Raw genomic sequence first — 25930 nt, 5'->3', positions numbered from 1 at the left:
ATTAGGTAGAACAAGATAGTAAAATAAGCGGAGTACTTACTTTGATTTCTCTACCCTTAAACCCACATCGCTGACCTCATGCAGGGGATTGTCGCGCATGTTTTGTTCTATCTCAAAGTGATAATTGCCTTTGGCCGGAAACTTTACGCCTGTTTTAAATGGTACCTGGTAGCTGTACAAATTGCCCGATCCTTTACCAAACCATTCACCATCGCGACCGGCAAGCTTTACTTCGTAGCGGGTAACTTTTACCCGCTTATCTGGCGATGTTTCGTAGATAAGCACAAACAGGTTGGAGTACTTATAATTGTCGGTAACCCGTAAATTCAGGTATAGGTTATAGGCCACGGCATCGTCGTCAATTTTGCAATCAAATTTAACCCTGTTTACATAGCTCCAGTTATGATCGGCAAGGGGAGTATTATTATCCACAACCAAGTTGGCATCAGAACAGCCGGCTAATATGGCGATCAGCAAAATACCTGTTACTACGCAAAAGGAATTCAGAACCCGTTTCATTATGCTTTATTGTCCGGAGGTGGATTATTATTGTTTTTATTTGGACGATTTGGTCGGCGTCTGTGGTTCCGGTTGCGGTTTTCCTGCGCGGGTTTGTCGCCTCCCTGGGCCTGTGGCTGTTGTTGTGGTGGTCTGTTGTTTCCTTGCTGTTGTGGTTTATTAGCCGGTCTGTTAGGTTGTTGTTGTTCCGGTTTGTCTGTCGATGGCGCAGCACCTTGCGGGCGTGGTTGATTACCGCCACGATTCTCCGGAGCAGAGTTCCCGTCTTTACGGTCTTTATTATTGCGGTTCCGGTTATTATTTTTCTTTTTATTGTTGTTGCGGCGTTCGTCCAAACGGGTTAAACTATCCTGGCCAACCACATTTTCATAATCAAGCTCTTTTGCTGATTGGGTTTCTACCTCCACCAGTTCGCCCAGATCGGCAGGGATAATACCTTCTTTATTTTGCTGCTGAATTTCTTTTACCTTGCTGATAGGCAATGGTACCCATGATTCTTCGCGGGGATAGCTAAACCACATGATCTTTTTAAATATATCCGTTTTTTGCAAACGGGCATCACCTTTTTCGGTACGCAATACGTTCACATTATCGGGGATATATTTCAGTGCATCCATATAGGTGTCCAGCTCATAGTTGAGGCAGCATTTCAACTTACCGCATTGGCCTGCCAGCTTTAAGGTGTTTAGCGAAAGATTCTGATAACGTGCCGCCGAAGTAGATACGGTTTTAAAATCGGTAAGCCAAGTGGAGCAGCATAACTCGCGACCACATGAACCAATGCCGCCTAAGCGACTTGCTTCCTGACGCATACCTATCTGCCGCATCTCGATACGGATCCGGAACGTTTCGGCCATTTTTTTGATCAGTTCCCTGAAATCAACGCGGCCTTCGGCTGTATAATAAAAAGTGGCTTTGGTTTTATCGCCCTGGTAATCCACATCGCTCAGTTTCATACTCAGGTTAAGGTCAAGGGCCAGCTTGCGCGATTTGTGCATGGTTTCCCATTCCATATCCTTGGCCGCTTTCCACTTATCAACATCGGCTACGGTAGCTTTGCGGTATATCTTTTTCACCACATCAGCTTCCTTTACATGGCGTTTAACCATTTGCATGCGCACCAGTTCGCCGGTTAACGATACATGGCCAATATCATAACCGCCGGTAGTTGCTTCTACAGCCACCAATTCGCCGGCTTCCAGGTAAATATTGTCGTTATTTACAAAAAACTCTTTTCGTGAGCCTTTAAATTTTACTTCAATAACCGGGAACGGTTTATAGTTTGTTGGCATGTCCATGTGAGCAAGCCAATCGTAAACATCTAATTTGCTGCAACCATTAGTAAGGCATGAACCATTACTTTTGCAGCCCGCAGGCGAACATCCGCCACCTGTTGAACAACTTCCACAACCCATAATTAATTTGGTATATATTGACTCCCCTGAGGGATGGTTTTTAAATTTAATATTTTAATAATCTGTAAAGATACATCTAAAAATAAAATTTTAGGGTTCGCATTTCGCTCTACATGATAATGTGCTTTTTCGAGCTCATCGCTTATATATTGGCTCTTTTCGATGCTCAGCACATTGGTCATTTTTTGCGCTGTTTCCAGCTCTTTTGCGGGCAGGTGCACCAGATTACCGGCTCCGGCCATCAGCAGGCAGCACTCGCGTATAAAGCTAATGCCGTAGCGTATAAAGTTTTTCTGGTTTTCGCGGCCCATTTTGGCAAACTGATCAACAAAGCTTAAAACTTCCAGTCCCTTATTGCTAAAGCAAAGGCGCAGCCATTGTACAAAAAGGTCGTGATAGCCTTTATTGTCCTGCTGTAGCATGGCCAGGGCCTCGGTCAGGTTGCCATTGCTTAAGTAGGCGATTTCGGCGGCGGCATCCTCGGTTTGGTTATGTTGGGTAAGGAGGTGTTGTTTTATTTCGTCGTACGTTAGGCTGGGTATTTTAACCAGCTGCGTGCGCGACAAGATAGTGTTCAGGATCTGATCCTGATTTTGCGCTACCAATATAAACAGTGTGTTGGGCTGCGGCTCCTCAATAATTTTTAGCAAGGCATTGCCTTCTTTGTCCAGGTATTCGGGCAGCCAGAGGATCAGGATCTTATAAACTGATTCAAAAGGTTTAAAGCTGAGTTTTTTAATGATCTGGTGGCACTCGGCAATATTGATATTGGCCTGCTTGTTCTCGGCATCCAGATATCCGCGCCAGTCATCAAGGCTCAGGTAGGGATTTACCGTGAAAGCTTCGCGCCACTGCTCAATGAAGGTAAGGGCAGTATCATCCTTATGTTTTGCAAAAAAGGGATAGGAGAAATGCAGATCGGGATGCATCAGCTTTTGATATTTACGGCATGATGCGCATTCGCCGCAGGAATCATCCGCCTGCTTGTTTTCGCACGATAAAAACTGCGCGTAAGCAACTGCCAATGCCAGGCTGCCAGACCCTTCGGGACCCAAAAATAACTGCGCGTGGCTTACCCGGTTCTCGGCTACCGTGTTCACCAATCTTTGCTTTACAGCCTCCTGTCCAACTATATCTTTAAACTGCATTTGGTGCAAAATAAGAATTAGATGTGAGATATGAGATATGAGATATAAGATTGCCTTGCTTTTTTGTAATTAATGGGCTGTTAATAAGCTATTTAATTGATTGTTGCGATAGCAATAGTTTAAAAAGAATATCCTATACCTTTGCATAATGAAAATATCACATCTCATATCTCATATCTTACATCTATTATGAGGGTAATGGCTTTTGATTATGGTACCAAACGTATAGGCATCGCGGTAACCGATCCCCTGCAGATTATTGCTACAGGACTGGATACCATACATCCGCAGTACATCGTAGATTACCTGAAAAACTACCTGCAAACTGAGCAGGTAGAGCGCTTTATAGTGGGCGAACCCAAGCAAATGGATAACACACCCTCCCAATCGGCTGTGCATGTAAAAGGCTTTGTAACCCTGCTTAAAAAGAACTTTCCGGATGTTCCCATCGAAATGCTGGATGAGCGGTTTACCTCCAAAATGGCATCGGCCACTATCGCCCAAAGCGGCATGAACAAGAAAAACCGGCAAAATAAGGAATTGGTTGATACGATATCGGCAGTGATATTGCTGCAAAGCTACATGGACCGTAGATTATTTTGAACCATGATTTACATGATTAGGGGATTTCTTGATTCTCTGCGTAATATCTGAAGCATGATTAATAGGATTTATTGATTAGCACGATTGAGAAAAAAATCCTATTAATCCTTCAATCAAGCGAATCAAGGTTCAGAAACATTACAATAGCTTATTATTATGCATACGTTTAAATTGTAAGCTTTTTGACCCAAAGTTTATCAATAACCCTATTCCATTTTGTAGGCCTCTAAATAATTCATGGCTTGGGCCAGGTGTACTTCTTCTAAAGCGATAATGGCTTTTAGTTCTACCATAATTGAGCCTTCTATAAAAAAGTCAACCCGTCGTGTGCCTATTTCAATGCCGTCATAATAGATGATCATATCCAATTCTCTGGAGTAAGCTAAGCCTGCTTTCGATAGTTCTATGGCTAATGCCCGCTGATAAATGACTTCTTGAAAGCCATTCCCTAAGGCATTATGAACTTTCATGGCACACCCAATTATTTTTTTAGTTAATTCTTTATGCTGCAATAAAAAAATGATCAATAAACTAAAATCAAGGTAATCAATAAATCCTATTAGTCCCTATTGTTTTCTTCTGAACCATGATTTACTTGATTGAAGGATTAGTAGGTTTTTTTCTCAGAATCAAGGCTATCAGTAAATCCTATTAATCATGGTTCAAAACACTAATCAAGCAAACCATGGTTCAGAAATTCTATTAAAAACAAAATCCTTATCTTTGCCGCCATGGATATTCTACCACATGGCCTACAGGCATACTTAGATGACCATTGCGATCCCGAGCCGGCAGCGTTGCAAAAGCTCAACCGGGAAACGCATTTAAAGGTGCTCCGTCCGCATATGCTGTCGGGTCATTATCAGGGCCGTTTGCTCAGTTTTTTGAGCAAAATGGTACAGCCTAAATTGATTCTGGAGATAGGCACTTTTACAGGCTACTCTGCCATTTGCCTGGCCGAAGGCCTGGTGGAAGGCGGTATTCTGCATACCATCGAAGTGAACCGCGAGATGGAGGAAATCATCAATTCACACTTTAAATCAACAAATGTTGAAAACAAAATAAAACTGCATTTTGGCCAGGCAGAGGCCATTATAGCTGATTTAGAGGAAGATAATTTCGACCTGGTGTTTATTGATGCGGATAAAAAGAATAATTTTACTTACTTTCAAATGACTTTTGACAAGGTCAGGTCCGGAGGATTAATAATAATTGACAATGTTTTGTGGAAAGGAAAGGTGTACGGTGACGAAAAAGATACCGATACCGAGAACATCCGCAAACTAAATGACCAGATAGCTGTTGACCCCAGGGTTGAAAAATTGATCCTGCCGGTACGCGATGGGCTGTTGGTTATCAGAAAAAAATAAATTATGAAAAAAATCTTACTGATTACATCATTGTTGATCTCAACATTAGCTGCTTCAGCACAGAAAAATACCCCAACTTCTTACATAGAAAAATTCAAAGACGACGCCATCCGCATTATGCACGAAACCGGGATCCCGGCAAGTATCGTTTTAGGCGTGGCCATGCATGAGTCGGCCAGCGGTAACAGCACTCTGGCTCAGCATTTAAACAACCAGTTTGGCGTAAAAGGCGGCGGCGGCGCTGTTTTTTACAAAGGCCATAAAAAAGTACGTACGGCATATAAAAAATATGATTCGGTGATGGATTCTTTCCAGGATTTTGCCCGTATCATGACCGAGCGCAAACAGTTCAGTCACCTGGCAGATGCGCTCACACATTATGATTACCTGGGATGGGCCAAAGGCATACAACGCAGTGGCTATGCCGGCAGCCGCAAATGGGCCTCGCAAGTGTTGGGCATTATCCGCAAGTATGACCTGCATGATCTTGACGAAAAACCACAGGATTCCGTAAAGCAGGTAAGGCCTCAATTAGCAGAAACAAACTAATAAAGAATTGCGAGTCAGGAGTTAAGAGAGTCAGGAATCAAGATGGAAGAAAGGTCCTTCGTCTTGATTCCTGACTCTCTCGATTCTTGTCTCTTTTTAATAGTATGCAAAAACAAATCTATCTCCTACTCGTCGCGGCTGTTTGCCTTGCTTCCTGTTCATCCAAAAAGAAAACCATCTCTAACAGGCAGGTTCGGCAGAACAACAGTACCATCAAAAAGCAAAACCAGGACGCTATTGCCAGTTATCAGTCGTACACCTCGCTTTCCTATATCGAACGGTTTAAAGGCATAGCCATACAGGAAATGAACCAGTATGGTATACCGGCAAGTATTACACTGGCGCAAGGTTTATTTGAATCGGGCAGCGGCAATAGCGACCTGGCCAAAATTGCCAACAACCATTTTGGTATTAAATGCACCAGCGAATGGAGAGGGAAAAGTTATTATAAAGACGATGATAGCCACAATGAATGTTTTAGGGTATATGATAACCCCGATGACTCTTATCGCGACCACTCTGCTTTTCTGAAACGTAAAAACTATGCCCGACTGTTTGAACTGGACAAAAATGATTACGAAGGCTGGGCCCGCGGACTAAAACAGTGCGGCTATGCCACCAACCCCAAATACCCCGAGCTGCTCATTAATATTATTGTGCGTTATCATCTTGACCAGTATGATCGCCCTGAAGGAGAAATTGCCAAAATCAAACGCGAAGACCGTGTGCTTACGCAAATCAATAATAATATAGGTAAAGCCGATACCGACACCATTGCTAAAACCAAACCCGACGATAAAATATATACCGTTAAGCAAGGCGATACACTATACAACATATCCAAACGTTTTGGAATAACAGTTGATGAGTTAAAGGCGCTGAACAGTATTGCTGATGACCGCATATCCATTGGCCAAAAATTGGTAGTGGTGAAGTAGCTGCGAGTATCAAGTAGTTAGTATCAAGTATCATGATTCCTTCCTGCAGTATACAGATATCGCTTTCAAAAGTCGTGATACTTGATACTAACTACTTGATACCATCAAAAAGCTGTTAATTGTTGTTAAATAATATGAACAGGCATTGCCAAACGTTTATTTTTGGCGTCACCATGAAAATATGGTTGCTATTGATTTTATGTACCCTACCTGCAACGGTTTTTGCTCAGCAAAAAACAGTTGATGGTATTGTATTTGATAAAGACAGCAAAGGCCGTATTGCCAAAGTAAATGTGCTCAACGCTACAACCGGCAAATCAGTTTATAATACCTTTAAGGGGGAGTTTAATATAGAGGCTAAACCCGGCGATGTGCTTATTTTCACCAAGCCCGATCATTATGCCGATACCCTTCAATTGCAAAACAATGCGTCGCTGGCTGTTTATATGAAACGGTCGGCCATACAACTTAAAGAGGTTTTTGTGCGTGATACGATGCTCAATCCGCAGAAACTGCTGGAATCGACAAAAAGGGACTATACCAAAATTTATGGATCGCTGGATAATCATGACCTGCTTTCTGTCGCGCCAGGCCTGGGTGCGGGCCTGGGTATAGATGCTTTATGGAATGCACTAAGCCGCAGCGGCCGCAATGCCGAAAAGCTGCGTGGCATTATTGAGCGCGATTACAAACAAAACGTGATCGACTTTAGGTTTAACCGTACCTACGTTGGCAACATTACCCATTTGAAAGATCAGCAACTGACCGATTTTATGCAACGTTACCGCCCTGGCTACTACCTGGTGACCACCGCCAGCGACTATGAATTCATTGCCTCTATCAAATCAAACCTCAGGCGCTTTTTGCGCTCGCCCCGGGTGTTTGCTTTACCTCAACTGGTTGCACCTAAGCCGGGGGATCTGGCAAATTGATGTTTGCTATTCCCGCCCCGCCAATATCGTTACATATTAAAATAGTTATTTCGAAAAAGTCTATCCTATTAAGAAAAAAATAAGATAATTGCACTTGCCGAATAGCGCCTTGTGCGATATTTTTTTCTTTTTAATGTTAAATAATAACATAATATTATCCATTAATTAACAAGGATAATCCATTTTTGAGTTAAATATATTTATTTATAATGGAGTAATATTTAACCAATAATAAACGAAATCAATAAGCCTAACCCAATGAGTAACCTTATCACCAGGTATTTACGCTTTGTTTTTATTTCGGTTCCATGCCGGTTAGTTTTTTGTAAAAAAGTTCAACTAATCAAAAACTAATAAATAAAAACCACTAACCATGAAATCAAAATCACTATTGCCGGTATTGCTGGCCCTGATCGCTGTGCTGTTTACTCAATGTAAAAAACAGGAAGACGTTATCGGCGGTACCAACGAAAGCGAAGCCAAACAAAAAGTTAGTTCTGTAATGTGCCAGGATTGTGCCGAGAGTACAACCAAGATCACCGGCTCGCAGGCCCAAACACTGGCCTCCACCTATGCCCCACAGCTTAACTTTGATCAGGCTACGCCAGATTATCCTACCTCTGTTGAAAATGTTTTTGCCAATACCGATCCTGCCAGCATTGTTTGCGGCGGTACACTTTCGCTGGTTAACCGTGATGCACCCCGCAGCAAGGATTTTCCAACTTACTACGAAGTTCAACAAAACCCCAATAATAGCAGCCGCGTATTTATTGATTACTGGTGGACTTACAAAACACAATCAACCTGCTTCCAGAACCTGGGCGGCCATGATTACGACTGGGAGCATGTTGTGGTACAGGTAAACACCCAAACCAACAAGATACTTACCGTTACTTACTTTCAGCATGCCGGCTGGTATACCCGCGATTGGCGCACTGTTGCCGCCGGAACCCGTGTGCAGGTATGGGTGGGCAAAACCGCCCACGGTAGCTACCACTTTGGCAACTCCATCTCTTTTCCGGGTTATGCCTGCTCTTATTATGGCGATTACCGGAACCCTGCGAGTGCTAATGACCAGGTGCTTACCGGTAACAACCTGGTAGAGATCAGCTGTAATATTACGGCATTGAGCTTTAATGGCAACTGGGGCACAACCGTGGGTAAAGGTCCGTTGTATCGCGGCCGCGCTTACTGGTCGTTCTCAACGTGTGCCGGGCACGATGGTATTACCGGTACCGATGGCTGCAGCCAAAGCAGTTTTGCTGATGGTACACTGATAGGTAGCATTAATTAAGCCTGAATTAAAATAAGAAAAAAATAAACAGTAAAGAGGCTGCTATATAACAACGGCCTCTTTACTGTTAAAATTATCTATAGGTTAATATATTTTAATAAACACGCGATTTAATTAATAATGCATTATATGCAATATGATAATGAATTATTAATAAAAAAATACATTTTAATGTGCTAATATTGTGTATAAATAAAAAAAATATGAAAAAAACACTACTCTTGAATTCTTTACTAACGGGTTTTCTCGGATCGGTATTACTTGTTGCCGGTTGTAAAAAGGACATGGTCAAAACTCCGGGAACAGACACCGGTAACCCGAAATTAAAAACCCAATCTGCCGGCGATAATAAGTATGATCTGCTGGGTTTTGGCTACGATGCAACCGGCGAATATGCCAGTTCAAATTCTGCAACTTACCAGGTGATCGATATTGATAAGCTGGTGCAGAATGAGCCCGGACGTTATGTGCCCGATGTAAATGTTACACAATATGCAGAATATGCGGCAGGTGGAAATGCTTCGGATTATTTGCATAGCTTAACATCAAACACAACTGCTACATTGTCGCCGTTGGGGTTGAGCAGCTTTTGGGGCGCAACACTTACCGTAAACTTTCATGAAACAAGTAAGATCTCATCAAAATACTCGTATGCCAGCGCATCGGTGATCATCAAACAAAAAAGATTAAAATTTAACGCGCCGATTGATCTGATCAAAAGCACGTATTTAACCTCTATATTCAAATCAGACGTGAGCGCCATGTCGGCTCAGCAATTGGTGACCAAGTATGGTACCCATGTTTTAACCGATATTGTTTTAGGAGCCAAGCTGAATGTTTTTTATCGCTCACAAAGCTCAAGCTCAAACAGGGGCCTTTCGGTAAAAGCTGGTTTAGATGTTCATGGCCTTTTTCATACGTTTGGCATAAAATCAGATGTAACTTATGCCGATTCATCTGTAAATTCAAACTATGATCAAACCATGTACTACAGCACAGTGGGTGGCGACGGAACAAAAGGTGTATTTGGCCAGCTTAGCCTTGATAATACCGCACCAAAAGTAGATATCACCGCATGGCAAAGCAGCTGTACACGTGATAATGCAGCTTTTATACAAATAAGCAACGTGGCTGGAGCCGCTATTCCACTACAAGACCTGATTGATGATCCGGCAAAAAAACAAGCGGTAGCAGATTATATAGCCCAGTATATAACAGGCAAGCAAATAACTTTAGCGGATGTATTGGCAACCATTGGATCGAAACAGTTTTATAATGTTTTTCTGAGAATGGATGGCTCAAAATTTGTTTCAAATTCGGCAGGCAGCGGCGTTGTAAATGCGCAATATAGTGCGGGCCCGTATGAAAAAATGTTATTTACCAAACAGCCAGACGGTACTTACGTCATCGAATCGAATTACTTCCCCGGGTTGTTTTTAAGAATGGACGGCAGCAGTGTTCCCAATAATCCAGCTAACGGCGCCGGTATTGTAAACCTGAATAACCCGGTTGGTCCTTGGGAAAGGTTTAATATTACCAAACAAAGCGATGGCACTTATACCATACAATCAGCCGCTTTTGCAAATACTTACCTGCGGATAGATGGTAGCGGCCTTAACTCTTTTAATGGTAATGGTGGCGGTCGTGTAAACTGCCAGAAGCCAACACCTGGGCCTTGGGAAAAATTTGTAATAAAACCAGATCTGTACTAATCAGAAAATAAGAAAAGAAAAAAGGCCCTGGTTTTGATCAGGGCCTTTTCTTTTTTAACAATAGATTTTTATATCGTGTTGTGTGTGATCAAAAATTAGGATCAAAGTTAAAATAGATGGGGTTTGATAAGCCCACCATGTTACCGCTCAGGGCGATGGAGCCCGGAACCTGAGGATATGGGGTTGACGGACCTTGTACTTCTATACGATAGTAGCTGCGGCCCTGCGCTTGCGGGGTATCTGTAAACTCCACAGAGGCTATCTTCCCGCTTACCAGGTATGTGCCAAACTTATCGCCATTTTTTATCACGTTTACGGTATAGGTGGAGTCGGATACGGTTTTGCCGGTTAACTTAACCTGGAACTTTGCGGGTTTGCCCGTGGCTTTGGTGTTATCGCCCATCATCATATCCATTTTACCGTCCTGATCAATATCCGCATAAAATTCAACACGCGGGGCGTATGGGTTTGAGCTTATACATACCCGGCCATTGGTAAGCGCGTCTATCACAGCCTGCGAGGTTCGCGCCGTAGCAAATACCCAGGTGGTGGGTGTGCCTACATAATTGGCTTTGGCCTGATAGGTGTTTTTGGATGGTTGCTCGGTTCCTTCTGGTGTGCCGTGGTGAGCGTCGCTGCCTCCCCTGCCGGTTAGTTTACGGCCGGAGGAAAGCATATCGTCCCAGATCATGATGGCATTGGCGTTTTTTGACCAGATAGCCGAGTTCCAAACCTCAATGGAGTTCACCATATCATAGGAATATCCGAAATGATCCTTCCCGCTTGGATGATTGGCCGACAAATGGATGCCCAGCTCTTTTTTTACGGCGCCAACTACAACATCACGCTGATCGCGTACGTCATACAGCCGTTGATGATCATAGGGTTTGGCCGAAAACGCGTTGCCATGCCCGCGAACGGTGGTCCACTCGGCGCCATACAACAGTAGTATCGAGTCCGACTTAAATTCCGGATCGGCCCAGGTATTGTGTGCTACATCGCCGTTCACATGGTTGTCATGATCGGTGATACAGATATAATCGATACCAACCGCTTTTGAAAAAGAGAGGATCTTGGCGATGGAATTGTTGGATGACTCCTTGCTGTGGCGGGAGTGTACATGCAGTTCGCCTTTGAGCCATACGCCTTTACTCAGGCTGGCAATGGGAGGCAGTACCTCTGGTGTAACGGGTGCCCAGGGATTGCTATGAGCCGATGGCGACTGACTTTGCGCATAGCTACCGGAGTAGGCCAGGAAGATGGCCAATGCAGTACCGGCAATACCCTTGAATAACGGGTTGCCGGGAAGAGATTTTTGTAAAAAGGAGTTCATTTGCTTTATATATAACCATGTACGGGGTATCTGGCAGCCAAACTACTCTATGGATATTAGCAAATTGTTAAAGGCCGGAAAATGTAGTATAAATGTGACAAAGCAGAAAATCTCTGTAGCAAGGATTTTTAAGGAAATACTGAATGATCGTTTACATAGAAACGGAGTATCAAAATACACCTAAATTGTAAATGTTTAATACAATATAAATAAATCCTGTAAACAGAATAACCGTACTGCAATACACCAGCAGATCGGACAATTGGAACCTTTTTGAATATGGCGGCTGCGGCTGCCTGGAGATGGATAAGTGTTTAACAGGTGCTTTTTTAAAGGTTACATCTGCCGGTTGCAGGTAAAGCATATCATGCCAGGTTTCATATAGCTGGGCAAAATACTGCTCATTCTCGGGATGGGCATTTATCCATTCCTTAATTTGCGTAATCTCCGCGGCGTTGACGGCATGGGTAATATACCTCACTAATAAGTATGTAATTTCATTGTTATCCATACTCAAATTATCATTGAGGAAAATCCGTTTTAGTTATTCCTTATACTTTTCACAGGATTTGATATAGCCGCCCTGATGGCCTGAATGCTTACTGTTAAGAAGGCAATACCCAGCGCAACCACAGCCGCCAGGCCAAATACCCACCACGTAATTTCAATACGATACGCAAAATTTTGCAGCCAGTTATGCATGGCCCACCAGGCAATGGGGGTGCCTATAATAATGGCTATCATGATGAGCTTTAAAAAGCTGCCGGTTAACAGGCCAACGATATTACTAACAGAAGCACCCAATACCTTGCGTATGCCTATCTCTTTGGTGCGCTGCACAGTAATTAATGATATTAAGCCCAGCATGCCTAAACAGCTGATAACAATAGCTATGATAGAGCTGGTTTTGATGAGTTTGTTGATCATTTCATCTTTACGATAAAAATCGGCGAGTTGCTCATCCAGAAAATGATATTCAAATACGTTTTGTGGAAATGCTACCTGCCACTTTTGTTGAATGGCGTTAATGGTTTGGCTTTGATGCTGTCCTGAAATTTTTACCGCGGCATACTCATACAAAGCCGATTTGGATGCAATTACGGCAGGATCAATTTTGTCATGTAAAGAATGGATATGAAAGTCTTTAACAACGCCTACAATGATCCCGTTTTTGTCGCTGAAATCACCGTCTATTAATTGGCGCCCAATAATCTGTTCGGGGTTTTTGATCCCTAATTTTAGCAATAGCTGCTCATTAACCAGATATGCGGTAGCATTGGTGTCTGTAGCGGTTATATTGCGGCCAGCCAACAGCTGTAAGCCAAAGGTTTTGGTATAGTTTTCATCACCAATTACACTTCTAACAGCGAATTTCTCCCATGGTTTATTATCAAAACGGATGGTGCCTCCTTTATCCGATGTTGAAGAAGGTGGACGGTAGCAAAAGCTCACGTTTTTAACATCGGGATTGGCGCTAAGCTCGTTGTGCAGAAACGATAGCTTTGCAGCGTCGTTATTTGGAACCGGGAGCATAATAACAGCATCTTTGTTAAACCCGAGATTGGCGTTTTTAAGAAATTTTACCTGCAGGGTTATAATTAAAGTACAAACAATAAGCACCTGGGCTACTACATTTTGAGCAACAATTAACACCCCGCGCGATAATTTTGACGTAGGGTTAATGTTACTGATGATGTTTTTTAGAGCGTTTACCGGTTTAAACCGGCTGAGTATGACGGCCGGATAAAAACCGGCTATAAATACTACCAAAACGATCAATACACCCAAAAATAAGATAAGGTTTTTGTTGATAGCCAAAGGCAGTTGAAGCCAGCTATTGAGCTGAGGTAAAAACAAAGCGGTCATTAAAACGGCTATAGCTGCGGCAGCCAGCGTTACATAAGCTGTTTCGGTTATAAATTGCCAGAAAATACCTTTCTGGGTGCTTCCTAAAACCTTGCGGGTACCAATTTCTTTGGCCCGGGTAAGGCTTTGGGCAGTAGCCATATTGATAAAATTAACACAGGCTATCAAGATCAATGCAAGCCCGATAGTGGCCAGTATCAATAGCAGTGGTTTGGCAATGGTTCCGCTGTAGCGGTTGTCAAAGTGAATATCGACCAGGGGTTGTAAATGAAAATGATAAACGCCGCCGTATGCCTCCAGCGGTTTTTTAGTGATCTCTGGTATGCGCTGATCAACCGCTTTTAATGATTGATCATCATGTAATAATACGTATACATGGTTTTTAGAAGAAATAAAGCCAATATCGGTCCAAAAGTCTTTCATATCCGGATACATCGGTTTAACCGATGCAAGCGACAGGAACATTTTTGATTGTACATCGGTGTTTTTGGGATTATCCTCCAAAACACCAGTGATCGTTACGTTATATTTATTATCCAGCCTGATGGTTTTGCCGGTAGCATCTGTGGTATTAAAGTATTTTTTAGCCAGGTCGGCAGTAATAACAGCGGTATAAGGCTCTGTTAAGGGGGTATTTTGGTTGCCCGATATCCAGTTATAGCTAAATAGTTTGAACCAGTTATTATCAGTAAAGGCTACGGTTTCTGTTTCGTTAAAAAGATTTTGTTTGGTTGTGCCGGATTGAGTTGCAGCCACGGTAAAAGTGCGTTTTTCAAGCAATACCGTTTGATTTTCAACCGCTGGTATCCCCTGTTTTAGTATTTGTCCTAAAACGTAAGGCGTGCCCTGGTCATATTCAATGCTGCCATCGGGTAAATGCAGCTCGGTCACTGCACGGTATACGCGTTTGGCATTGGCGTGGTAGGTATCAAAACTTAAATGATATGAGATAAATAAAAACAGCACAATAGTACAGCTTATTCCCAGGGCCAGGCCAAATATATTGATGAGTGAATAAAACGGACGCTTGTAAAAATTTCGCCAGGCTATTTTTAAGTAACTACGGATCATATTATACTAATTATTAAAAACCAGCAGCATATTTAATACCAAAAATATAAAATGCTATCAGTCAGATGATTAATGGCCGTTTATGCTAATGTGATTGTTCGGTACCGAACAGGCGCGTTTGCTAATGATACAGGTGTATGAAATAGCTTAGCAAGGACTGTTGGATTACAATAATTTCTGCTGTACTGCTGCCATTAATAGCTCTGCGGTGTTTTTCACTTCAAACTTTTGCAGCAGGTTTTTTCGGTGTGTATCAACGGTAAGGGGGCTCAGGAAAAGTTCTGTGGCAATGGCCGCTGTGGTTTTGCCCTGGGCTAGCAACTCCAGGATCTGTTTTTCTCTTTTGGTGATGGAAGCCACCTCATTTAGTCCGGCTTTTGAGGGACGCCCCATGATCTCTTTGGCCTCGCGACTAAAGGAGATCAGCCCGTGCAGGGCTTCCTGTATACAGGTGAGCAATTCATCGGGCGATACATTTTTGAGCAAATAGCCGCTGGCGCCGCTCTGCAGCATTTGCAGCATCATACTGCGTTCGGTTTGATTGCTCAGCCCCAACACAATGGTTTCGGGCGAGATCTTCTTGATCTCCTTACATAACTCAATACCGCTCACATCGGGCAAACTAATATCTAACAATACCAGGTTTACGTCGTTCTGCCTTAAAAAAGAAATAAACTCCATGCCCCTTGTAAAGCTTACCGTAGCATAAACAGCAGCTTCGGGTTTTAACAATGATTTCAGTCCCTCTATCACCATGGGGTGATCGTCAATAATGGCTATTATGATCTTATCCTGCCGCATTTAATTCGATGTTAATGGTGGTCCCTTCATTGATCACCGATTCTATATCCATTTTCCCCTTCATATAGTCTACCCGGTTTTTAATATTACTAAAGCCTATCCCTTCGGCATCTAAGGCCGCCTGGGTATCAAACCCAATGCCGTTATCTTCAATAGTTATTAAAAAGATCTCGTCGTTTTGGCTGCATTGTAATATGATATTGCTGGCTTGCGCGTGCCTTACCGCATTTGATAAAAGCTCCTGTACAATACGATAAATGTTAGCCTGTATAACCGCGGGCATATCTTTCCGGATATCATAAGCCTGGAATTTGATCCTGGTTTGTGTGCTCATCAATGATTCGCACAGATCGCGCAGGGCTGTTTCCAAGCCCAGCCGCAGCAGGCTTTCGGGCATCATGTTGCGGGCTATGCGCCGCAACTCTGCCACCGAATGGTCCAGCTGCAATATCACACCGTCAAGCTCCTGATGCCCTGCCGCCTTAGCCTGTCCCGAAAGTTTTATTTTGATACCCGAAAGCATGCCGCCCAGGCCATCATGCAGATCGCGGGCCACACGTTGCCGTTCCTGCTCTTCGCCGGTAAGCATGGCCTGGGTAAATTTGAGCTGCTGCTGCTGTTCTATCTCTTTTAACTGTTGCTGATGGTTCAGTTCCTTTTGTTGCGCCAGTTTTTTGCTGTTGCGATAATAGTAGATCAAAAATACCGTAATGATGAGTAAAGTGATGCTGGCAATACCCAGTAACCAATTGGTCAGTTTAGCTTTTTGCCTGCCAGCTTCCAGCTCCGTAATTTTTTTCTGTTTTTCGGCAGTCTGGTACTTTATTTCCAGCGAGTTTATTTTGGTTTCCAGGGTACTGTGGGCTATGCTATCGCTCAGGGCACTGTACCGTTTCATCCAATCATAGGCTCCGGCCTTATCCTTGAGTTCTTCATCAGTTAGCGCCAGACAATAAAATAACTGCGACCGGTTTGAGGCGATGTTCATGAATGGCTTACGGTGGCTAAGATCAAGCGCAACACTCTTGGCCTGCTGAAAGGATTTTTTATTATACAGGGCATAAAATTTTTGCATCAGCAGCCGCTGTTCCGGATACTCCTGCTGTAATTTTTGCGCCAGCGCAATACCCTTATCAATAACGCTGAGCGATTGATCAAACTGCCCGGCTATAGTAAGGCGCATGCCCTCGCCGGCATAATAATCAAGCCAGATATCGGCATCGGGGTAAGGTGTTAGTAAAACGCGCATGCTATCCAACATGGCGGCGGCTTGTGTTGCCTTGCCCGATAGTGAATAGTTTTCAGACAGTGTATGATAGGCCGATGCCAGGTATTGCGCATCTTTCGGCGCATTTTTAAGTGTGGCAATGGCTTTAAAAAGATAAATCTCGGCTTTTTTAAAATTGTTTAAATTTTTAAACGCGAAAGCTATATCCAGGTAAATTTTACCAGTATAACCGCGGTCGCCGGCCTGTTGGGCCAATGGAAGGGCCTGGTTCAGGAGGATGTTTACGTAAGCTTCGGGGTTGTCATTTTTATATTGCAGCAAGCGGGCATAGTCATGCAGGCCTTTGGCTCGTATCAAATAAGCATCGGCGGTATGATACTTTTGTAGTTCTTTATCGGCTTGTAAATACGTTTTTATAGCCGAGTCGGGGCGCGAACCAGGTAATGTACCCGCCTGGAAAACCAAAAAAACAGATCGCAGGTATTTATTGTCGCCGCTGTATTTACGCCCCTGCTGTAAGTATTGGCGGGCCTTTAAGGTATCTTCCGACAGGATAAAATAATCTGTTAGCCGGAAACAGCTGCGGGCCTTGGCGCTATCGGGTACAGGGGTGTTTAGGGCTAAGCGTATGCTGTCGGCATAATGCTTTCCGTTAAGAGGCAGCTGCGCGCGACTGCTCAAGGCTATCGCCATAAAAACTATCAGATTGTAATATTTTTTCATTGGTTTAAGCTGAAGACTTTGGTAGATGCAGGATAATCAGGGGCCTAAATTTAATGGTAAAGTTTTCTTTTATCCAAATACCAGCCCTGAAATTCCTTTTATGCAAAGTTGAATTATTTAAAAAGCATTAAAAATACCTAACTATAGGTATAAAAAAATACCAGATATACCTGATTGTTTGGTGTGATTACCCACCCTACTTTTGAAACGCCTACTCCCTAACATGGCACCCGCCGACAAATAGATTGAAAACGTATTGAGGAAGAAAGGATAAAAACAACAATTAAGAACAACAAGCTTGCCCTTATCCGCCGATCGCGGATATGGAAATTTTATAATTAATCAATCACAAACAATTTAAAACAACTCTTATGAAAAAAGCAATTTTATGGATAAACCTTGTCGTTTTGGGTTTATTAACCTTTAGCGGATGTTCCAGCAAGAAAAACGATCCGGACCCAACCCCAGGCATCACTCAAAAGAACATGAAGTTCACCATGTCAACCACCGGTTTGCTGGCATCTGATGATTTTGACCTGGCTATTGTAGGTACCACAGCAACAGCCAATACCACAACTATTTTTAAATTAAATGGTGTTGTACAACCCAATCAAACATCGCTTACCATAACAAATGCCCAGTTCAGGGCCGGGCAGGTGGTTATAGAAACAACCACACCAATATATCTTGCTGCTATTTCTACGGGTGGGTTTAGCGCTACTGCAGGACATAGCTTTACTTTTAAATTGGAACCTGTAATTGACGGAGCCGCGCAGCCCGTCATCACCAAAACCATTACTACAACGCCTTATTCTGGCGATTTTGAATATAAGGCAAATTAATAACGACACTCCTATCCTTATCAATATTAAATAACAACATCTTTATCTTAAAAACCCCGGACGCGAGGCCCGGGGTTTTTTATTTAGATGAAGGCAAGGGGTATTAAATTACTGTTTGATCAACTGAATATCAAAATGCAGCTTGATTTCTTCGCCTATAATTAAAGCACCAGTGTCGGTAAGCATGCTCCAGGTAAGGCCATAATCTTTACGGTTAATTTTTCCGCTTGCCTCAAATCCGGCCCGCACATCGCCATTGCGTCCTTTACCGATGCCGGTAAATTCTACATCCAGTACAATAGGCTGGGTGTTTTGGCGTATGGTTAAATTGCCTGTGAGTTCATACTTGCCGGCTTGCTTTTGTAATAATCCGTTAAAAGAGATCTGGGGAAATTGATTGGTATCAAAAAACTCCTCCCCCTTAAGGTGTCCATCCCTTATCTCGTGCTGGGTGTTAATACTGTTTGCGTCTATCGCCAAATTAATTGCTGCGTTGTCGAAATCTTCTTTGGGGCTAATTACATCACCCTTAAATGTTTTAAAAGTACCGGCAATATTTGATATGGCCAGGTGCTTTACTTTGAATTGTATCTCGGAGTGATCGGGGTCAATTGACCATGTTGATTTTATGTGTTCCATTATCCTTATTTATTTGAACACAAAATTAAAACGCAGTCAGCCGGCACAAGATGAACCAGGTTATGAAATGCGGGGCGAAATCTTGAACCGGGTTAAGCTTACTTTAATAACAACCGCTTACGGATCTTGCTCAAAAACTCGGGGGTTATACCCAGGTAGGATGCAATGTATTTTTGAGCGATGTACTGATCGATATTGGGGAATCTCGATTGAAACCTTACATAGCGCTCCTCGGCGGTTAATGAATAACTTTCAATAAAGCGCAATTGCTGCCTGATGAGTGAGGTTTGAAACGTGATGCGGAAATAGCGTTCAAACTTGGGATATTTTTCAAATAATTGATCCTGGGCCGACCGGGGTAACAGCAGCAGTTCGCCATTGCTCAGGCCTTTAGTTGAATAGATGGTTCTGGGGTCGGCGCTTAAGCTAAACAGATCGCCGCTCCACCAGCCTTGCGCTGCAAACTGAACCACATGGTCATCACCAGCCTGATCGGTATAATAGCTCATGATATACCCGGAATTCACAAACATGATATAGCGGGCAACATCCCCGTTTTGTACAATCAGTTCATCATGCCTGAATGGCCTTGAAATTAAAACAGATTCCAGGTATGTCCGTTCATCCGCGTTTAGCTGAACGTGTTCATTAATATTAGAAAGGATGATTGCGCTATTCATTTGCTCGGGTAAAAAAGCAAAGTAACCAAAATTTATGGGTTTGTTGCTGCTAAGACAGGCCGCTCTTTACCACAAAAAAACAGGTATTCACCGACATCTTTAATCATGCCGCCAATTTTGCCTTCATATAAGTAACCAGCTACCCTAATTTGGCTGAATAAAAAATTGTGTCATGAATGATGATTATATCAACACCACTGCCATATTTGGCGAGGTAAAAAAGCAGATCCTGTCAAAAGAATTCAAATATGGCCAGCTCACCAATTTATTTGGCCGAACAACGGTTGACTTTAGTAATGCCGATCTCAACGGAGCGGTAGTATTAGATTGCACTCAGTTTTGCGGGGAGATCAGGATCAAGGCGCCGGCAGGCTGGCATGTGATCCCGGAGGTAACCAATATTTTTATGGTGGTAGACGATAAACGGCGAAACCGCTATGTAGATACGGATAAAAATAAAACACTCATACTGCGTGGAGTTGGCATTTTTGCCAGCATTAATATTATGGATTGAGTTAATTTATAAATAGATAACTGCATACCAAACGGAGATAAAGTAATACCGCCAAACCGCTGTTTATCAAAAAGATGCTCCGCTTTGTTTTGCTTTCAGAAAGAAAATTTATGATTAACTGACCTAGGATATCAAATATTATAGAAAGTTCAAGTATCCCAACAGCAAGGTCAAAACCATTGAAATGCTGAAACCCTATTTTTAGCTGTTGTAAACTCATAATACAACAAAAGTAAAACAGGTAATAAAGTATGGCGGATATATGTAATCCGGCGATGATAAATACAGCAACTAATAAAACCAACTTAGCAGCAATATTTAAAATGCCGAATAATTTAAATTCTTTATCCCGAATTGCAGCATCCTGATTTTCTTTAGGTTTTAATCCCACTATAAAGAAAAAGGTTAAGCCTATTTTTACTTTTACCTTTTTTATATAAATACAAAAAATATTGTCAATGCCGATCTCTACTTCTTCTATCTCCCGTTTAACTATTTTAGTAAACAAAAAAAACAATATGCCAATGTAGCTAAACTGAATACTTAAAGTAACAATAAGATATGTGAATATATGATGCACCGCTGTCGTGACTTGGTTAAAACTTAATTTTTAATCCATATTCGTACTTCATCGTTAATAGGGCTTCTGCATTTCCTTTTGCATCATCTACCGGGTGATGTGTATGCGTTGTTTTTCGCAAATGTTTAAATGTTTTAAAAGTGTCTTTTTCTATCCCTTTATATAAACTACCTAAATTTTGTGAACTAAACCCAAAAGGATTTTCGCCTGTAAAATGATGAAAATACCAGCAAATGAACATCCAATCAAATCCATTATTGTCGCTAATAAATATTGGCCTGTCTTTGCAAACTTTTTTTATCCATTCGGCAAACTCAAGCATCACTTTTTTAGGATCATCAAAAGATAAAACATCTTCCCTTGTATGCCCGGAAACGGCTAATGCCTCCGGGATAAATTTTTCTGAAATTGGTTTTAGTTTTCCGTAAAACGTTTCATTTAAATCGTTACTTACCAGAACAGCTCCAAATGAGATCATAGAATAATCGCCCGGTATTGGTCCATCGCTTTCAATATCAACCATTATATATGCCATCGAATTATTGTTTTATTTTAAATGTTTATTATTGCTAATCTACAAATAAAGCTCATTCTAGTTTCCACGAGTCTTCATATCATCCGGATGTAACAATTCAGCAATATAAATGAACAGACTTGTATGTTCATTTTTCCAGATCTACCTTTGTTCTATGATGAAAAAAGAAAGTGTCGACGAGCGGATCATGCAAACCGCTACCCGCTTGTTTTATACCCAGGGTTATAACCTCACCGGCATTAACCAGCTCATAGACGAAGCCGGCATTGCCAAGCCATCTTTATATAACAACTACCGGTCAAAAACCGATGTGTTACTGGCTTACCTGGACAGACAGGCATCAGCCTTATTTGATGCCCTGGAAGACCATCTGCGTGAAATACAGGGTGCTCGTAATAAAATCATAGGAATTTTTGAATATTCGATAACGCGCAACCATGCTACCAACTTTGGTGGCTGCCCGTTTTTAAAGATCAACGCGGAGATAGCGCCTTCAGAAAAAATAGTTTTGGAGCGTGTACAGGCGGTGAAAAGCCGCTTCCGCCACCTGTTTTTTCAATTAGTAACCGAGCTGGAGGATAAAAAAGGCTTTTCTGATAAGGCACTGGCCGATATGCTTTATTTTATGCTGGAAGGCTCCAGGGCAAGCGCGTCGATCAGCAAACAAATAGCCGATATGGAAAGCGCGATAGCAACTATCAAGATGATCATATAACCTGCGGATCGGAGAACCACACAACGAATTAAACACTCATGAAAAATAAACAATTAGCGCTCATCACCGGTGTGGGTAAACAAACAGGGATTGGCTTTGAAGTGGCCAGGCAGCTCGCCAACCAGGGCTATCAGGTAATTATAACCGCCCGGAAACAGGAAACTGCCGATGGGCTTGCCAACCTGTTAATTAAAGAACAGCTGGATATTGTGCCGATGGCATTGGATGTTACGGATGAAGTGATGATACAGGCCGTCGCGGCAGAGGTGAACAACCAGTTTGGGAAGCTTGATGTCCTGATCAACAATGCCACCTTGTTCCCCGATCAGTATGATACGGAAACGATAGATTTAGATGATATAAGAAAAGTATTCGAAAGTAATTTTATTGGCGTATGGGGCACGGTTAAGTATTTTATCCCCTTACTCAAAAAAAGCGAACATGCGAGAATCGTGAACGTATCTTCGGGCTCGGGGTCATTTGGCGGGGAAGGCTACAGTCTTGTTAATCCCTGGAGAGATGTCATATCTGCCTACAGCATCTCCAAGGCCACACTGAATGCCTTTACGCTTAAAGCGGCAGCAGATCTGAAAAAAGATAGCATTTTGGTGAATGCCGCCACCCCCGGCCTCACCGCTACCCACGATATTTTAGCCGGCTTTGGCGGAAGATCGGTAAGCGACGGAGCTAAAAGTATCGTATTTGCCGCAACGCTACCCAAAGGAGGCCCAACAGGTCAATTTTTCAAGGATGGAGAAATCATAAGCTGGTAATAGCAGAAGGGGACTATTTTGTAGCCTGTATGGGTGTCATGCTGAGCACTGTCGAAGCATGGTGGGCAGGCCTCTGCGCTCTACCCTTCATTCGACTACCCTCTCTTCGCCTCTTCCTGTTCACGCGTCATTGCGAGGAGGAACGACGTGGCAATCCCCGATTTGTAGAGCCGCTCTGTATAGTTTGGGATTGCCACGCTATCGCTCGCAATGACGCTCACAATAATCTCTCTCCCCTCCTCCCTAATCTCAATTTTTTAAAACCATCTTTCCAAATTTTTATTAATCTGTTATAAAAGGAGATTTTTGCTTTAATTTGTTCACTATGTTTAAAACCCGACTTGTACTGCCATTTCTGGCATTAATAGCCCTGGGCATCAACGCCAAAGCACAACAAACCGACTCCCTGAAGCGCGATACTGTTAAAATTGACACCGCGAAAATCAATAAACTCCGGATAGATTCGCGCAAAAATGCCATCCCCACACGTGTGCGGCCCGTACAACTGCAAAGATCACAGATACCGATGACCATGCTGGATTATAAGGTGAACTACTGGAAAAAGTCCATCACCTTTGGGTTAAATTTTAATCAATCGTCATTTACCAGTAATTACGCGGCGGGCGGTGTAAACGCGGTAGCATTAGGATCAAACTTTATTTACCACACCGAATATAACAAGGCTCCATTTAGCTATGTATCTGAGCTGAACCTGCAATATGGTATATCCAAAAACAAAGGCCAGGGCAAACGTAAAACCAACGACCGTATTTATTTCGATAACAAGATAGCCTCGCAATTATCCAAACACTGGTACATATTTGGGTCGTTAACGTTTGAGTCGCAGTTTGATAAGGGCTACAATTATATTGATAATGGCAACGGCACTTTTACCTCGCAGTATATCTCCAATTTTATGTCGCCGGGTTATTTAACCGAGGCGCTGGGTTTTGAGTATAAACCTACCGGCTATTTCGATCTGCGTTTGGGCACGGGTACTGCCAGGCAAACTTTTGTGCTCGACCATGCAATTCACAAAGAGCAACAGGATAATTATGGTGTTGATACTTTGAAAACGGTAAAAAACGACCTGGCCTTCCAGATGGTTGCCCTGTTTGATAAGGATATCATGAAAAACGTACACCTAAATACCCGCTATGCCTTATTTATACCCTACGGGCAGGACCTTAAATTCATTACCCATCGTGTGGATATGGTTTTATCGGCCCGGGTTAACCGGTTAATCAATGTTAGTCTTAATGGTACGCTGCTTTATGATAAACATACCTCGAAAGACGCCCAGGCTACGGAGGGCCTGGCCCTGGGGATGTTGTATAAATTCCCGTAAATAAAATAAATTCCGTATATTTGATACACATCAACAGCCCGGTTCCCGATCATGGAAACCGGGCTGTTTTGTTAAAGAAAAGACAGATCAAAAATCGCGAGGTTTGGTAAATAGTTATTTGATAATCAAAAAATTAATACTTTTTAAAGTTTTAAAAACGGCTCAAAACAGGGCCATAATTTGTTAAAAAGTGTTAAAACAGGATTTTTTCAAATATTTTGATTCGTTTTTACCCTGTTTTTGGCCAAAAAAGTGTTAAAATCCGGGGTTTAAAAAGTTTTTGTTAGCCCGATGTAAAAGCTCTTTTCAAAAAGCGGCATCGGGGTCAAAATAATTCAACGGATATATTTCAAAATCATACCTTTGTAACCTTTAAAGATTAAAGTACTTTATAATAATGTTTGAAAATCTTTCGGATAAACTCGACAGGGCGTTCAAGGTCCTGAAGGGTCAGGGAACTATTACTGAGATAAACGTGGCCGAAACCATGAAGGAGATACGCAAAGCCCTTCTGGATGCCGACGTTAACTATAAAACAGCCAAAGCCTTTACCGATGAGGTAAGGCAAAAGGCACTGGGGCAGAATGTATTAACGGCTGTTTCGCCGGGCCAGTTGCTTACCAAGCTCATGAACGATGAGCTGGCCGAGCTGATGGGCGGCACCACTGCCGAGCTTAATTTTCCGGCTACGCCAACCGTTATCCTTATAGCGGGTTTGAACGGTGCGGGTAAAACCACGTTTACTGGTAAACTGGCCAACTACTTAAAAACGCAAAAAAATAAAAAGCCCTTACTGGTTGCTGATGATATTTACCGCCCTGCGGCTATTGACCAGCTCGAGGTATTGGGACAGCAGATAGGTATCCCTGTATATGCCAACCGCGATTCAAAAGATCCGGTAGCTATCGCCCGTGAGGGTATTGCCCTGGCTAAACAAAACGGCCATAATGTGGTGATCATCGATACCGCCGGTCGTTTGGCTATTGATGAAGCCATGATGGTGGAGATTGAACAGGTAAAAGCAGCGGTTAACCCGCATGAGATCCTGTTTGTGGTTGATTCCATGACAGGCCAGGATGCTGTAAATACCGCCAAAGTGTTCAATGACCGGTTGGATTTTACCGGTGTGGTTTTAACCAAGCTTGATGGTGATACCCGTGGTGGTGCCGCCCTGTCAATCAAATCGGTAGTAAGCAAGCCGATCAAATTTATCGGTACCGGCGAAAAAATGGAAGCGCTGGATGTTTTCCACCCGGATCGTATGGCCTCCCGTATTCTGGGCATGGGCGACGTGGTTTCCCTGGTAGAACGTGCCCAACAGCAGTTTGACGAGAAAGAAGCTGCCGAGCTGCAAAAGAAGATCCGCAAGAACAAGTTTGATTTTAACGATTTTTACAGCCAGATACAGCAGATCAAAAAAATGGGTAATATGAAAGATCTGATGGGCATGATACCAGGTGTGGGCAAAATGATGAAAGATGTAGAGGTTGACGATAATGCCTTCAAAGCTATCGAGGCCATCATCCAGTCGATGACCCCATTTGAAAAATCAAACCCCGAAACCATCAACCAAAGCCGCCGTACCCGCATAGCCAAAGGCTCCGGTACCGACCTGGCCGAGGTAAACCGCCTCATGAAGCAGTTTGACGACATGAAAAAGGTGATGAAACAAATGAGCAACCCGGCAGCCATGGCCAGCATGATGCGCCGTATGCCTAAGATGTAAATTGATTAACCCCGCTGGCTTGGCGGGGTTTCCCAAGACAAAAAAACTCCCCTGTCGCAGCTTTTTTCGGGTTATA

General features: G+C 42.8%; 26 protein-coding genes. 13 read left to right on the top strand and 13 right to left on the bottom strand.

The annotated features are described in order from the left end of the window. Positions 1-36: 36 nt before the first annotated feature. The 3 genes from ACTJKG_RS03375 to ACTJKG_RS03365 are packed head-to-tail and all read right to left on the bottom strand — an operon-like array spanning position 37 to position 3082. Positions 37-519: a gliding motility lipoprotein GldH gene (locus ACTJKG_RS03375; protein ID WP_172334243.1), complete on the bottom strand. Its 483-nt coding sequence runs from the start codon at positions 517-519 to the stop codon at positions 37-39. Continuing rightward, positions 519-1934 (bottom strand): PSP1 domain-containing protein, encoded by a 1416-nt coding sequence (locus ACTJKG_RS03370; RefSeq protein ID WP_440738352.1) that lies wholly within the window; start codon positions 1932-1934, stop codon positions 519-521. Before ACTJKG_RS03370 ends, ACTJKG_RS03375 begins: the two co-directional genes overlap by 1 nt. A gap of 2 nt (positions 1935-1936) precedes the next feature. Further along, positions 1937-3082 carry a DNA polymerase III subunit gene (locus ACTJKG_RS03365; RefSeq protein ID WP_172334245.1) on the bottom strand — a complete coding sequence of 382 codons (1146 nt, stop codon included), beginning with the start codon at positions 3080-3082 and terminating at the stop codon, positions 1937-1939. Between the two features lie 189 nt (positions 3083-3271). On the opposite strand from ACTJKG_RS03365, the gene ruvX reads away from it, so the two are divergent. Further along, complete coding sequence (gene ruvX / locus ACTJKG_RS03360; RefSeq protein ID WP_172334246.1) at positions 3272-3685, top strand: Holliday junction resolvase RuvX; 414 nt, start codon at positions 3272-3274, stop codon at positions 3683-3685. A 206-nt stretch (positions 3686-3891) separates the two neighbouring features. On the opposite strand, the gene ACTJKG_RS03355 is transcribed toward ruvX, so the two are convergent. After that, on the bottom strand, positions 3892-4155 hold the full coding sequence (locus tag ACTJKG_RS03355) for a GxxExxY protein (RefSeq protein WP_440738351.1): 264 nt from the start codon (positions 4153-4155) through the stop codon (positions 3892-3894). A 261-nt stretch (positions 4156-4416) separates the two neighbouring features. On the opposite strand from ACTJKG_RS03355, the gene ACTJKG_RS03350 reads away from it, so the two are divergent. The 6 genes from ACTJKG_RS03350 (at position 4417) to ACTJKG_RS03325 (ending at position 10480) form a co-directional block, all read left to right on the top strand. Continuing rightward, a complete protein-coding gene (locus ACTJKG_RS03350) occupies positions 4417-5055 on the top strand; it encodes an O-methyltransferase (protein ID WP_172334248.1) in 639 nt (212 codons plus the stop codon). A 3-nt stretch (positions 5056-5058) separates the two neighbouring features. Further along, positions 5059-5604 carry a glycoside hydrolase family 73 protein gene (locus ACTJKG_RS03345; RefSeq protein WP_172334249.1) on the top strand — a complete coding sequence of 182 codons (546 nt, stop codon included), beginning with the start codon at positions 5059-5061 and terminating at the stop codon, positions 5602-5604. Between the two features lie 104 nt (positions 5605-5708). Then, entirely contained in the window at positions 5709-6542 is an 834-nt protein-coding gene (locus tag ACTJKG_RS03340) for a glucosaminidase domain-containing protein (protein WP_440738350.1), read from the top strand. A gap of 134 nt (positions 6543-6676) precedes the next feature. Next, positions 6677-7474, top strand: a complete 798-nt coding sequence (locus ACTJKG_RS03335; RefSeq protein ID WP_440738349.1) for a hypothetical protein — start codon at positions 6677-6679, stop codon at positions 7472-7474. A 373-nt stretch (positions 7475-7847) separates the two neighbouring features. Then, positions 7848-8768 carry an NPP1 family protein gene (locus ACTJKG_RS03330; RefSeq protein ID WP_440738348.1) on the top strand — a complete coding sequence of 307 codons (921 nt, stop codon included), beginning with the start codon at positions 7848-7850 and terminating at the stop codon, positions 8766-8768. A gap of 203 nt (positions 8769-8971) precedes the next feature. Beyond that, positions 8972-10480, top strand: a complete 1509-nt coding sequence (locus ACTJKG_RS03325; protein ID WP_440738347.1) for an MAC/perforin domain-containing protein — start codon at positions 8972-8974, stop codon at positions 10478-10480. 88 nt (positions 10481-10568) lie between these two features. Here the strand turns inward: ACTJKG_RS03325 and ACTJKG_RS03320 are convergent, their stop codons facing one another. The 5 genes from ACTJKG_RS03320 to ACTJKG_RS03300 form a co-directional block, all read right to left on the bottom strand. After that, complete coding sequence (locus ACTJKG_RS03320) at positions 10569-11813, bottom strand: CehA/McbA family metallohydrolase (protein WP_440738346.1); 1245 nt, start codon at positions 11811-11813, stop codon at positions 10569-10571. A gap of 169 nt (positions 11814-11982) precedes the next feature. Further along, positions 11983-12324 carry a hypothetical protein gene (locus ACTJKG_RS03315; protein ID WP_172334255.1) on the bottom strand — a complete coding sequence of 114 codons (342 nt, stop codon included), beginning with the start codon at positions 12322-12324 and terminating at the stop codon, positions 11983-11985. A gap of 29 nt (positions 12325-12353) precedes the next feature. Next, the gene (locus tag ACTJKG_RS03310) at positions 12354-14750 is read right to left on the bottom strand and encodes an ABC transporter permease (protein ID WP_440738345.1); all 2397 of its coding nucleotides are present in this window, start codon (positions 14748-14750) and stop codon (positions 12354-12356) included. A gap of 165 nt (positions 14751-14915) precedes the next feature. Further along, positions 14916-15551 carry a response regulator transcription factor gene (locus ACTJKG_RS03305; RefSeq protein ID WP_172334257.1) on the bottom strand — a complete coding sequence of 212 codons (636 nt, stop codon included), beginning with the start codon at positions 15549-15551 and terminating at the stop codon, positions 14916-14918. After that, positions 15538-17502, bottom strand: coding sequence for a sensor histidine kinase (locus tag ACTJKG_RS03300; protein WP_172334258.1), 1965 nt, complete (start codon positions 17500-17502; stop codon positions 15538-15540). Before ACTJKG_RS03300 ends, ACTJKG_RS03305 begins: the two co-directional genes overlap by 14 nt. A 371-nt stretch (positions 17503-17873) precedes the next feature. On the opposite strand from ACTJKG_RS03300, the gene ACTJKG_RS03295 reads away from it, so the two are divergent. Further along, positions 17874-18344, top strand: coding sequence for a hypothetical protein (locus ACTJKG_RS03295; protein WP_172334259.1), 471 nt, complete (start codon positions 17874-17876; stop codon positions 18342-18344). A 108-nt stretch (positions 18345-18452) separates the two neighbouring features. Here the strand turns inward: ACTJKG_RS03295 and ACTJKG_RS03290 are convergent, their stop codons facing one another. Then, positions 18453-18983: a YceI family protein gene (locus ACTJKG_RS03290; protein ID WP_172334260.1), complete on the bottom strand. Its 531-nt coding sequence runs from the start codon at positions 18981-18983 to the stop codon at positions 18453-18455. 98 nt (positions 18984-19081) lie between these two features. Continuing rightward, on the bottom strand, positions 19082-19663 hold the full coding sequence (locus ACTJKG_RS03285; RefSeq protein WP_440738344.1) for a Crp/Fnr family transcriptional regulator: 582 nt from the start codon (positions 19661-19663) through the stop codon (positions 19082-19084). A gap of 172 nt (positions 19664-19835) precedes the next feature. On the opposite strand from ACTJKG_RS03285, the gene ACTJKG_RS03280 reads away from it, so the two are divergent. Continuing rightward, positions 19836-20177, top strand: coding sequence for a hypothetical protein (locus tag ACTJKG_RS03280; RefSeq protein ID WP_172334262.1), 342 nt, complete (start codon positions 19836-19838; stop codon positions 20175-20177). Between the two features lies 1 nt (position 20178). On the opposite strand, the gene ACTJKG_RS03275 is transcribed toward ACTJKG_RS03280, so the two are convergent. Further along, a complete protein-coding gene (locus ACTJKG_RS03275) occupies positions 20179-20685 on the bottom strand; it encodes a hypothetical protein (protein WP_172334263.1) in 507 nt (168 codons plus the stop codon). 88 nt (positions 20686-20773) lie between these two features. After that, positions 20774-21292 carry a 3'-5' exoribonuclease domain-containing protein gene (locus tag ACTJKG_RS03270; RefSeq protein ID WP_440738343.1) on the bottom strand — a complete coding sequence of 173 codons (519 nt, stop codon included), beginning with the start codon at positions 21290-21292 and terminating at the stop codon, positions 20774-20776. A 154-nt stretch (positions 21293-21446) separates the two neighbouring features. Here ACTJKG_RS03270 and ACTJKG_RS03265 point away from each other — a divergent pair, with 154 nt between their 5' ends. The 4 genes from ACTJKG_RS03265 to ffh all read left to right on the top strand — a co-directional run bounded on the left by ACTJKG_RS03265 (position 21447) and on the right by ffh (position 25854). Beyond that, positions 21447-22007, top strand: coding sequence for a TetR/AcrR family transcriptional regulator (locus ACTJKG_RS03265; RefSeq protein WP_440738342.1), 561 nt, complete (start codon positions 21447-21449; stop codon positions 22005-22007). A 38-nt stretch (positions 22008-22045) separates the two neighbouring features. Further along, complete coding sequence (locus tag ACTJKG_RS03260) at positions 22046-22780, top strand: SDR family NAD(P)-dependent oxidoreductase (protein WP_440738341.1); 735 nt, start codon at positions 22046-22048, stop codon at positions 22778-22780. Between the two features lie 325 nt (positions 22781-23105). Continuing rightward, positions 23106-24128, top strand: a complete 1023-nt coding sequence (locus ACTJKG_RS03255; RefSeq protein ID WP_172334267.1) for a DUF3078 domain-containing protein — start codon at positions 23106-23108, stop codon at positions 24126-24128. 397 nt (positions 24129-24525) lie between these two features. Then, the gene (gene ffh, locus ACTJKG_RS03250) at positions 24526-25854 is read left to right on the top strand and encodes a signal recognition particle protein (protein ID WP_172334272.1); all 1329 of its coding nucleotides are present in this window, start codon (positions 24526-24528) and stop codon (positions 25852-25854) included. Positions 25855-25930 lie beyond the last annotated feature (76 nt).

Source organism: Mucilaginibacter sp. 22184 (genome assembly GCF_052045695.1).
Classification (GTDB): Bacteria; Bacteroidota; Bacteroidia; order Sphingobacteriales; family Sphingobacteriaceae; genus Mucilaginibacter.
The sequence above is the reverse complement of the archived record's forward strand: the minus strand, read 5'-3'. Positions and strand labels throughout refer to the sequence as shown.

What these genes read in the sequence shown, in the direction of transcription:
- ACTJKG_RS03375 (WP_172334243.1), bottom strand. Translation starts at nt 519, where the DNA reads ATGAAACGGGTTCTGAATTCCTTTTGCGTAGTAACAGGTATTTTGCTG.
- ACTJKG_RS03370 (WP_440738352.1), bottom strand. Translation starts at nt 1,934, where the DNA reads ATGGGTTGTGGAAGTTGTTCAACAGGTGGCGGATGTTCGCCTGCGGGC.
- ACTJKG_RS03365 (WP_172334245.1), bottom strand. Translation starts at nt 3,082, where the DNA reads ATGCAGTTTAAAGATATAGTTGGACAGGAGGCTGTAAAGCAAAGATTG.
- ruvX (WP_172334246.1), top strand. Translation starts at nt 3,272, where the DNA reads ATGAGGGTAATGGCTTTTGATTATGGTACCAAACGTATAGGCATCGCG.
- ACTJKG_RS03355 (WP_440738351.1), bottom strand. Translation starts at nt 4,155, where the DNA reads ATGAAAGTTCATAATGCCTTAGGGAATGGCTTTCAAGAAGTCATTTAT.
- ACTJKG_RS03350 (WP_172334248.1), top strand. Translation starts at nt 4,417, where the DNA reads ATGGATATTCTACCACATGGCCTACAGGCATACTTAGATGACCATTGC.
- ACTJKG_RS03345 (WP_172334249.1), top strand. Translation starts at nt 5,059, where the DNA reads ATGAAAAAAATCTTACTGATTACATCATTGTTGATCTCAACATTAGCT.
- ACTJKG_RS03340 (WP_440738350.1), top strand. Translation starts at nt 5,709, where the DNA reads ATGCAAAAACAAATCTATCTCCTACTCGTCGCGGCTGTTTGCCTTGCT.
- ACTJKG_RS03335 (WP_440738349.1), top strand. Translation starts at nt 6,677, where the DNA reads ATGAACAGGCATTGCCAAACGTTTATTTTTGGCGTCACCATGAAAATA.
- ACTJKG_RS03330 (WP_440738348.1), top strand. Translation starts at nt 7,848, where the DNA reads ATGAAATCAAAATCACTATTGCCGGTATTGCTGGCCCTGATCGCTGTG.
- ACTJKG_RS03325 (WP_440738347.1), top strand. Translation starts at nt 8,972, where the DNA reads ATGAAAAAAACACTACTCTTGAATTCTTTACTAACGGGTTTTCTCGGA.
- ACTJKG_RS03320 (WP_440738346.1), bottom strand. Translation starts at nt 11,813, where the DNA reads ATGAACTCCTTTTTACAAAAATCTCTTCCCGGCAACCCGTTATTCAAG.
- ACTJKG_RS03315 (WP_172334255.1), bottom strand. Translation starts at nt 12,324, where the DNA reads ATGGATAACAATGAAATTACATACTTATTAGTGAGGTATATTACCCAT.
- ACTJKG_RS03310 (WP_440738345.1), bottom strand. Translation starts at nt 14,750, where the DNA reads ATGATCCGTAGTTACTTAAAAATAGCCTGGCGAAATTTTTACAAGCGT.
- ACTJKG_RS03305 (WP_172334257.1), bottom strand. Translation starts at nt 15,551, where the DNA reads ATGCGGCAGGATAAGATCATAATAGCCATTATTGACGATCACCCCATG.
- ACTJKG_RS03300 (WP_172334258.1), bottom strand. Translation starts at nt 17,502, where the DNA reads ATGAAAAAATATTACAATCTGATAGTTTTTATGGCGATAGCCTTGAGC.
- ACTJKG_RS03295 (WP_172334259.1), top strand. Translation starts at nt 17,874, where the DNA reads ATGAAAAAAGCAATTTTATGGATAAACCTTGTCGTTTTGGGTTTATTA.
- ACTJKG_RS03290 (WP_172334260.1), bottom strand. Translation starts at nt 18,983, where the DNA reads ATGGAACACATAAAATCAACATGGTCAATTGACCCCGATCACTCCGAG.
- ACTJKG_RS03285 (WP_440738344.1), bottom strand. Translation starts at nt 19,663, where the DNA reads ATGAATAGCGCAATCATCCTTTCTAATATTAATGAACACGTTCAGCTA.
- ACTJKG_RS03280 (WP_172334262.1), top strand. Translation starts at nt 19,836, where the DNA reads ATGAATGATGATTATATCAACACCACTGCCATATTTGGCGAGGTAAAA.
- ACTJKG_RS03270 (WP_440738343.1), bottom strand. Translation starts at nt 21,292, where the DNA reads ATGGCATATATAATGGTTGATATTGAAAGCGATGGACCAATACCGGGC.
- ACTJKG_RS03265 (WP_440738342.1), top strand. Translation starts at nt 21,447, where the DNA reads ATGATGAAAAAAGAAAGTGTCGACGAGCGGATCATGCAAACCGCTACC.
- ACTJKG_RS03260 (WP_440738341.1), top strand. Translation starts at nt 22,046, where the DNA reads ATGAAAAATAAACAATTAGCGCTCATCACCGGTGTGGGTAAACAAACA.
- ACTJKG_RS03255 (WP_172334267.1), top strand. Translation starts at nt 23,106, where the DNA reads ATGTTTAAAACCCGACTTGTACTGCCATTTCTGGCATTAATAGCCCTG.
- ffh (WP_172334272.1), top strand. Translation starts at nt 24,526, where the DNA reads ATGTTTGAAAATCTTTCGGATAAACTCGACAGGGCGTTCAAGGTCCTG.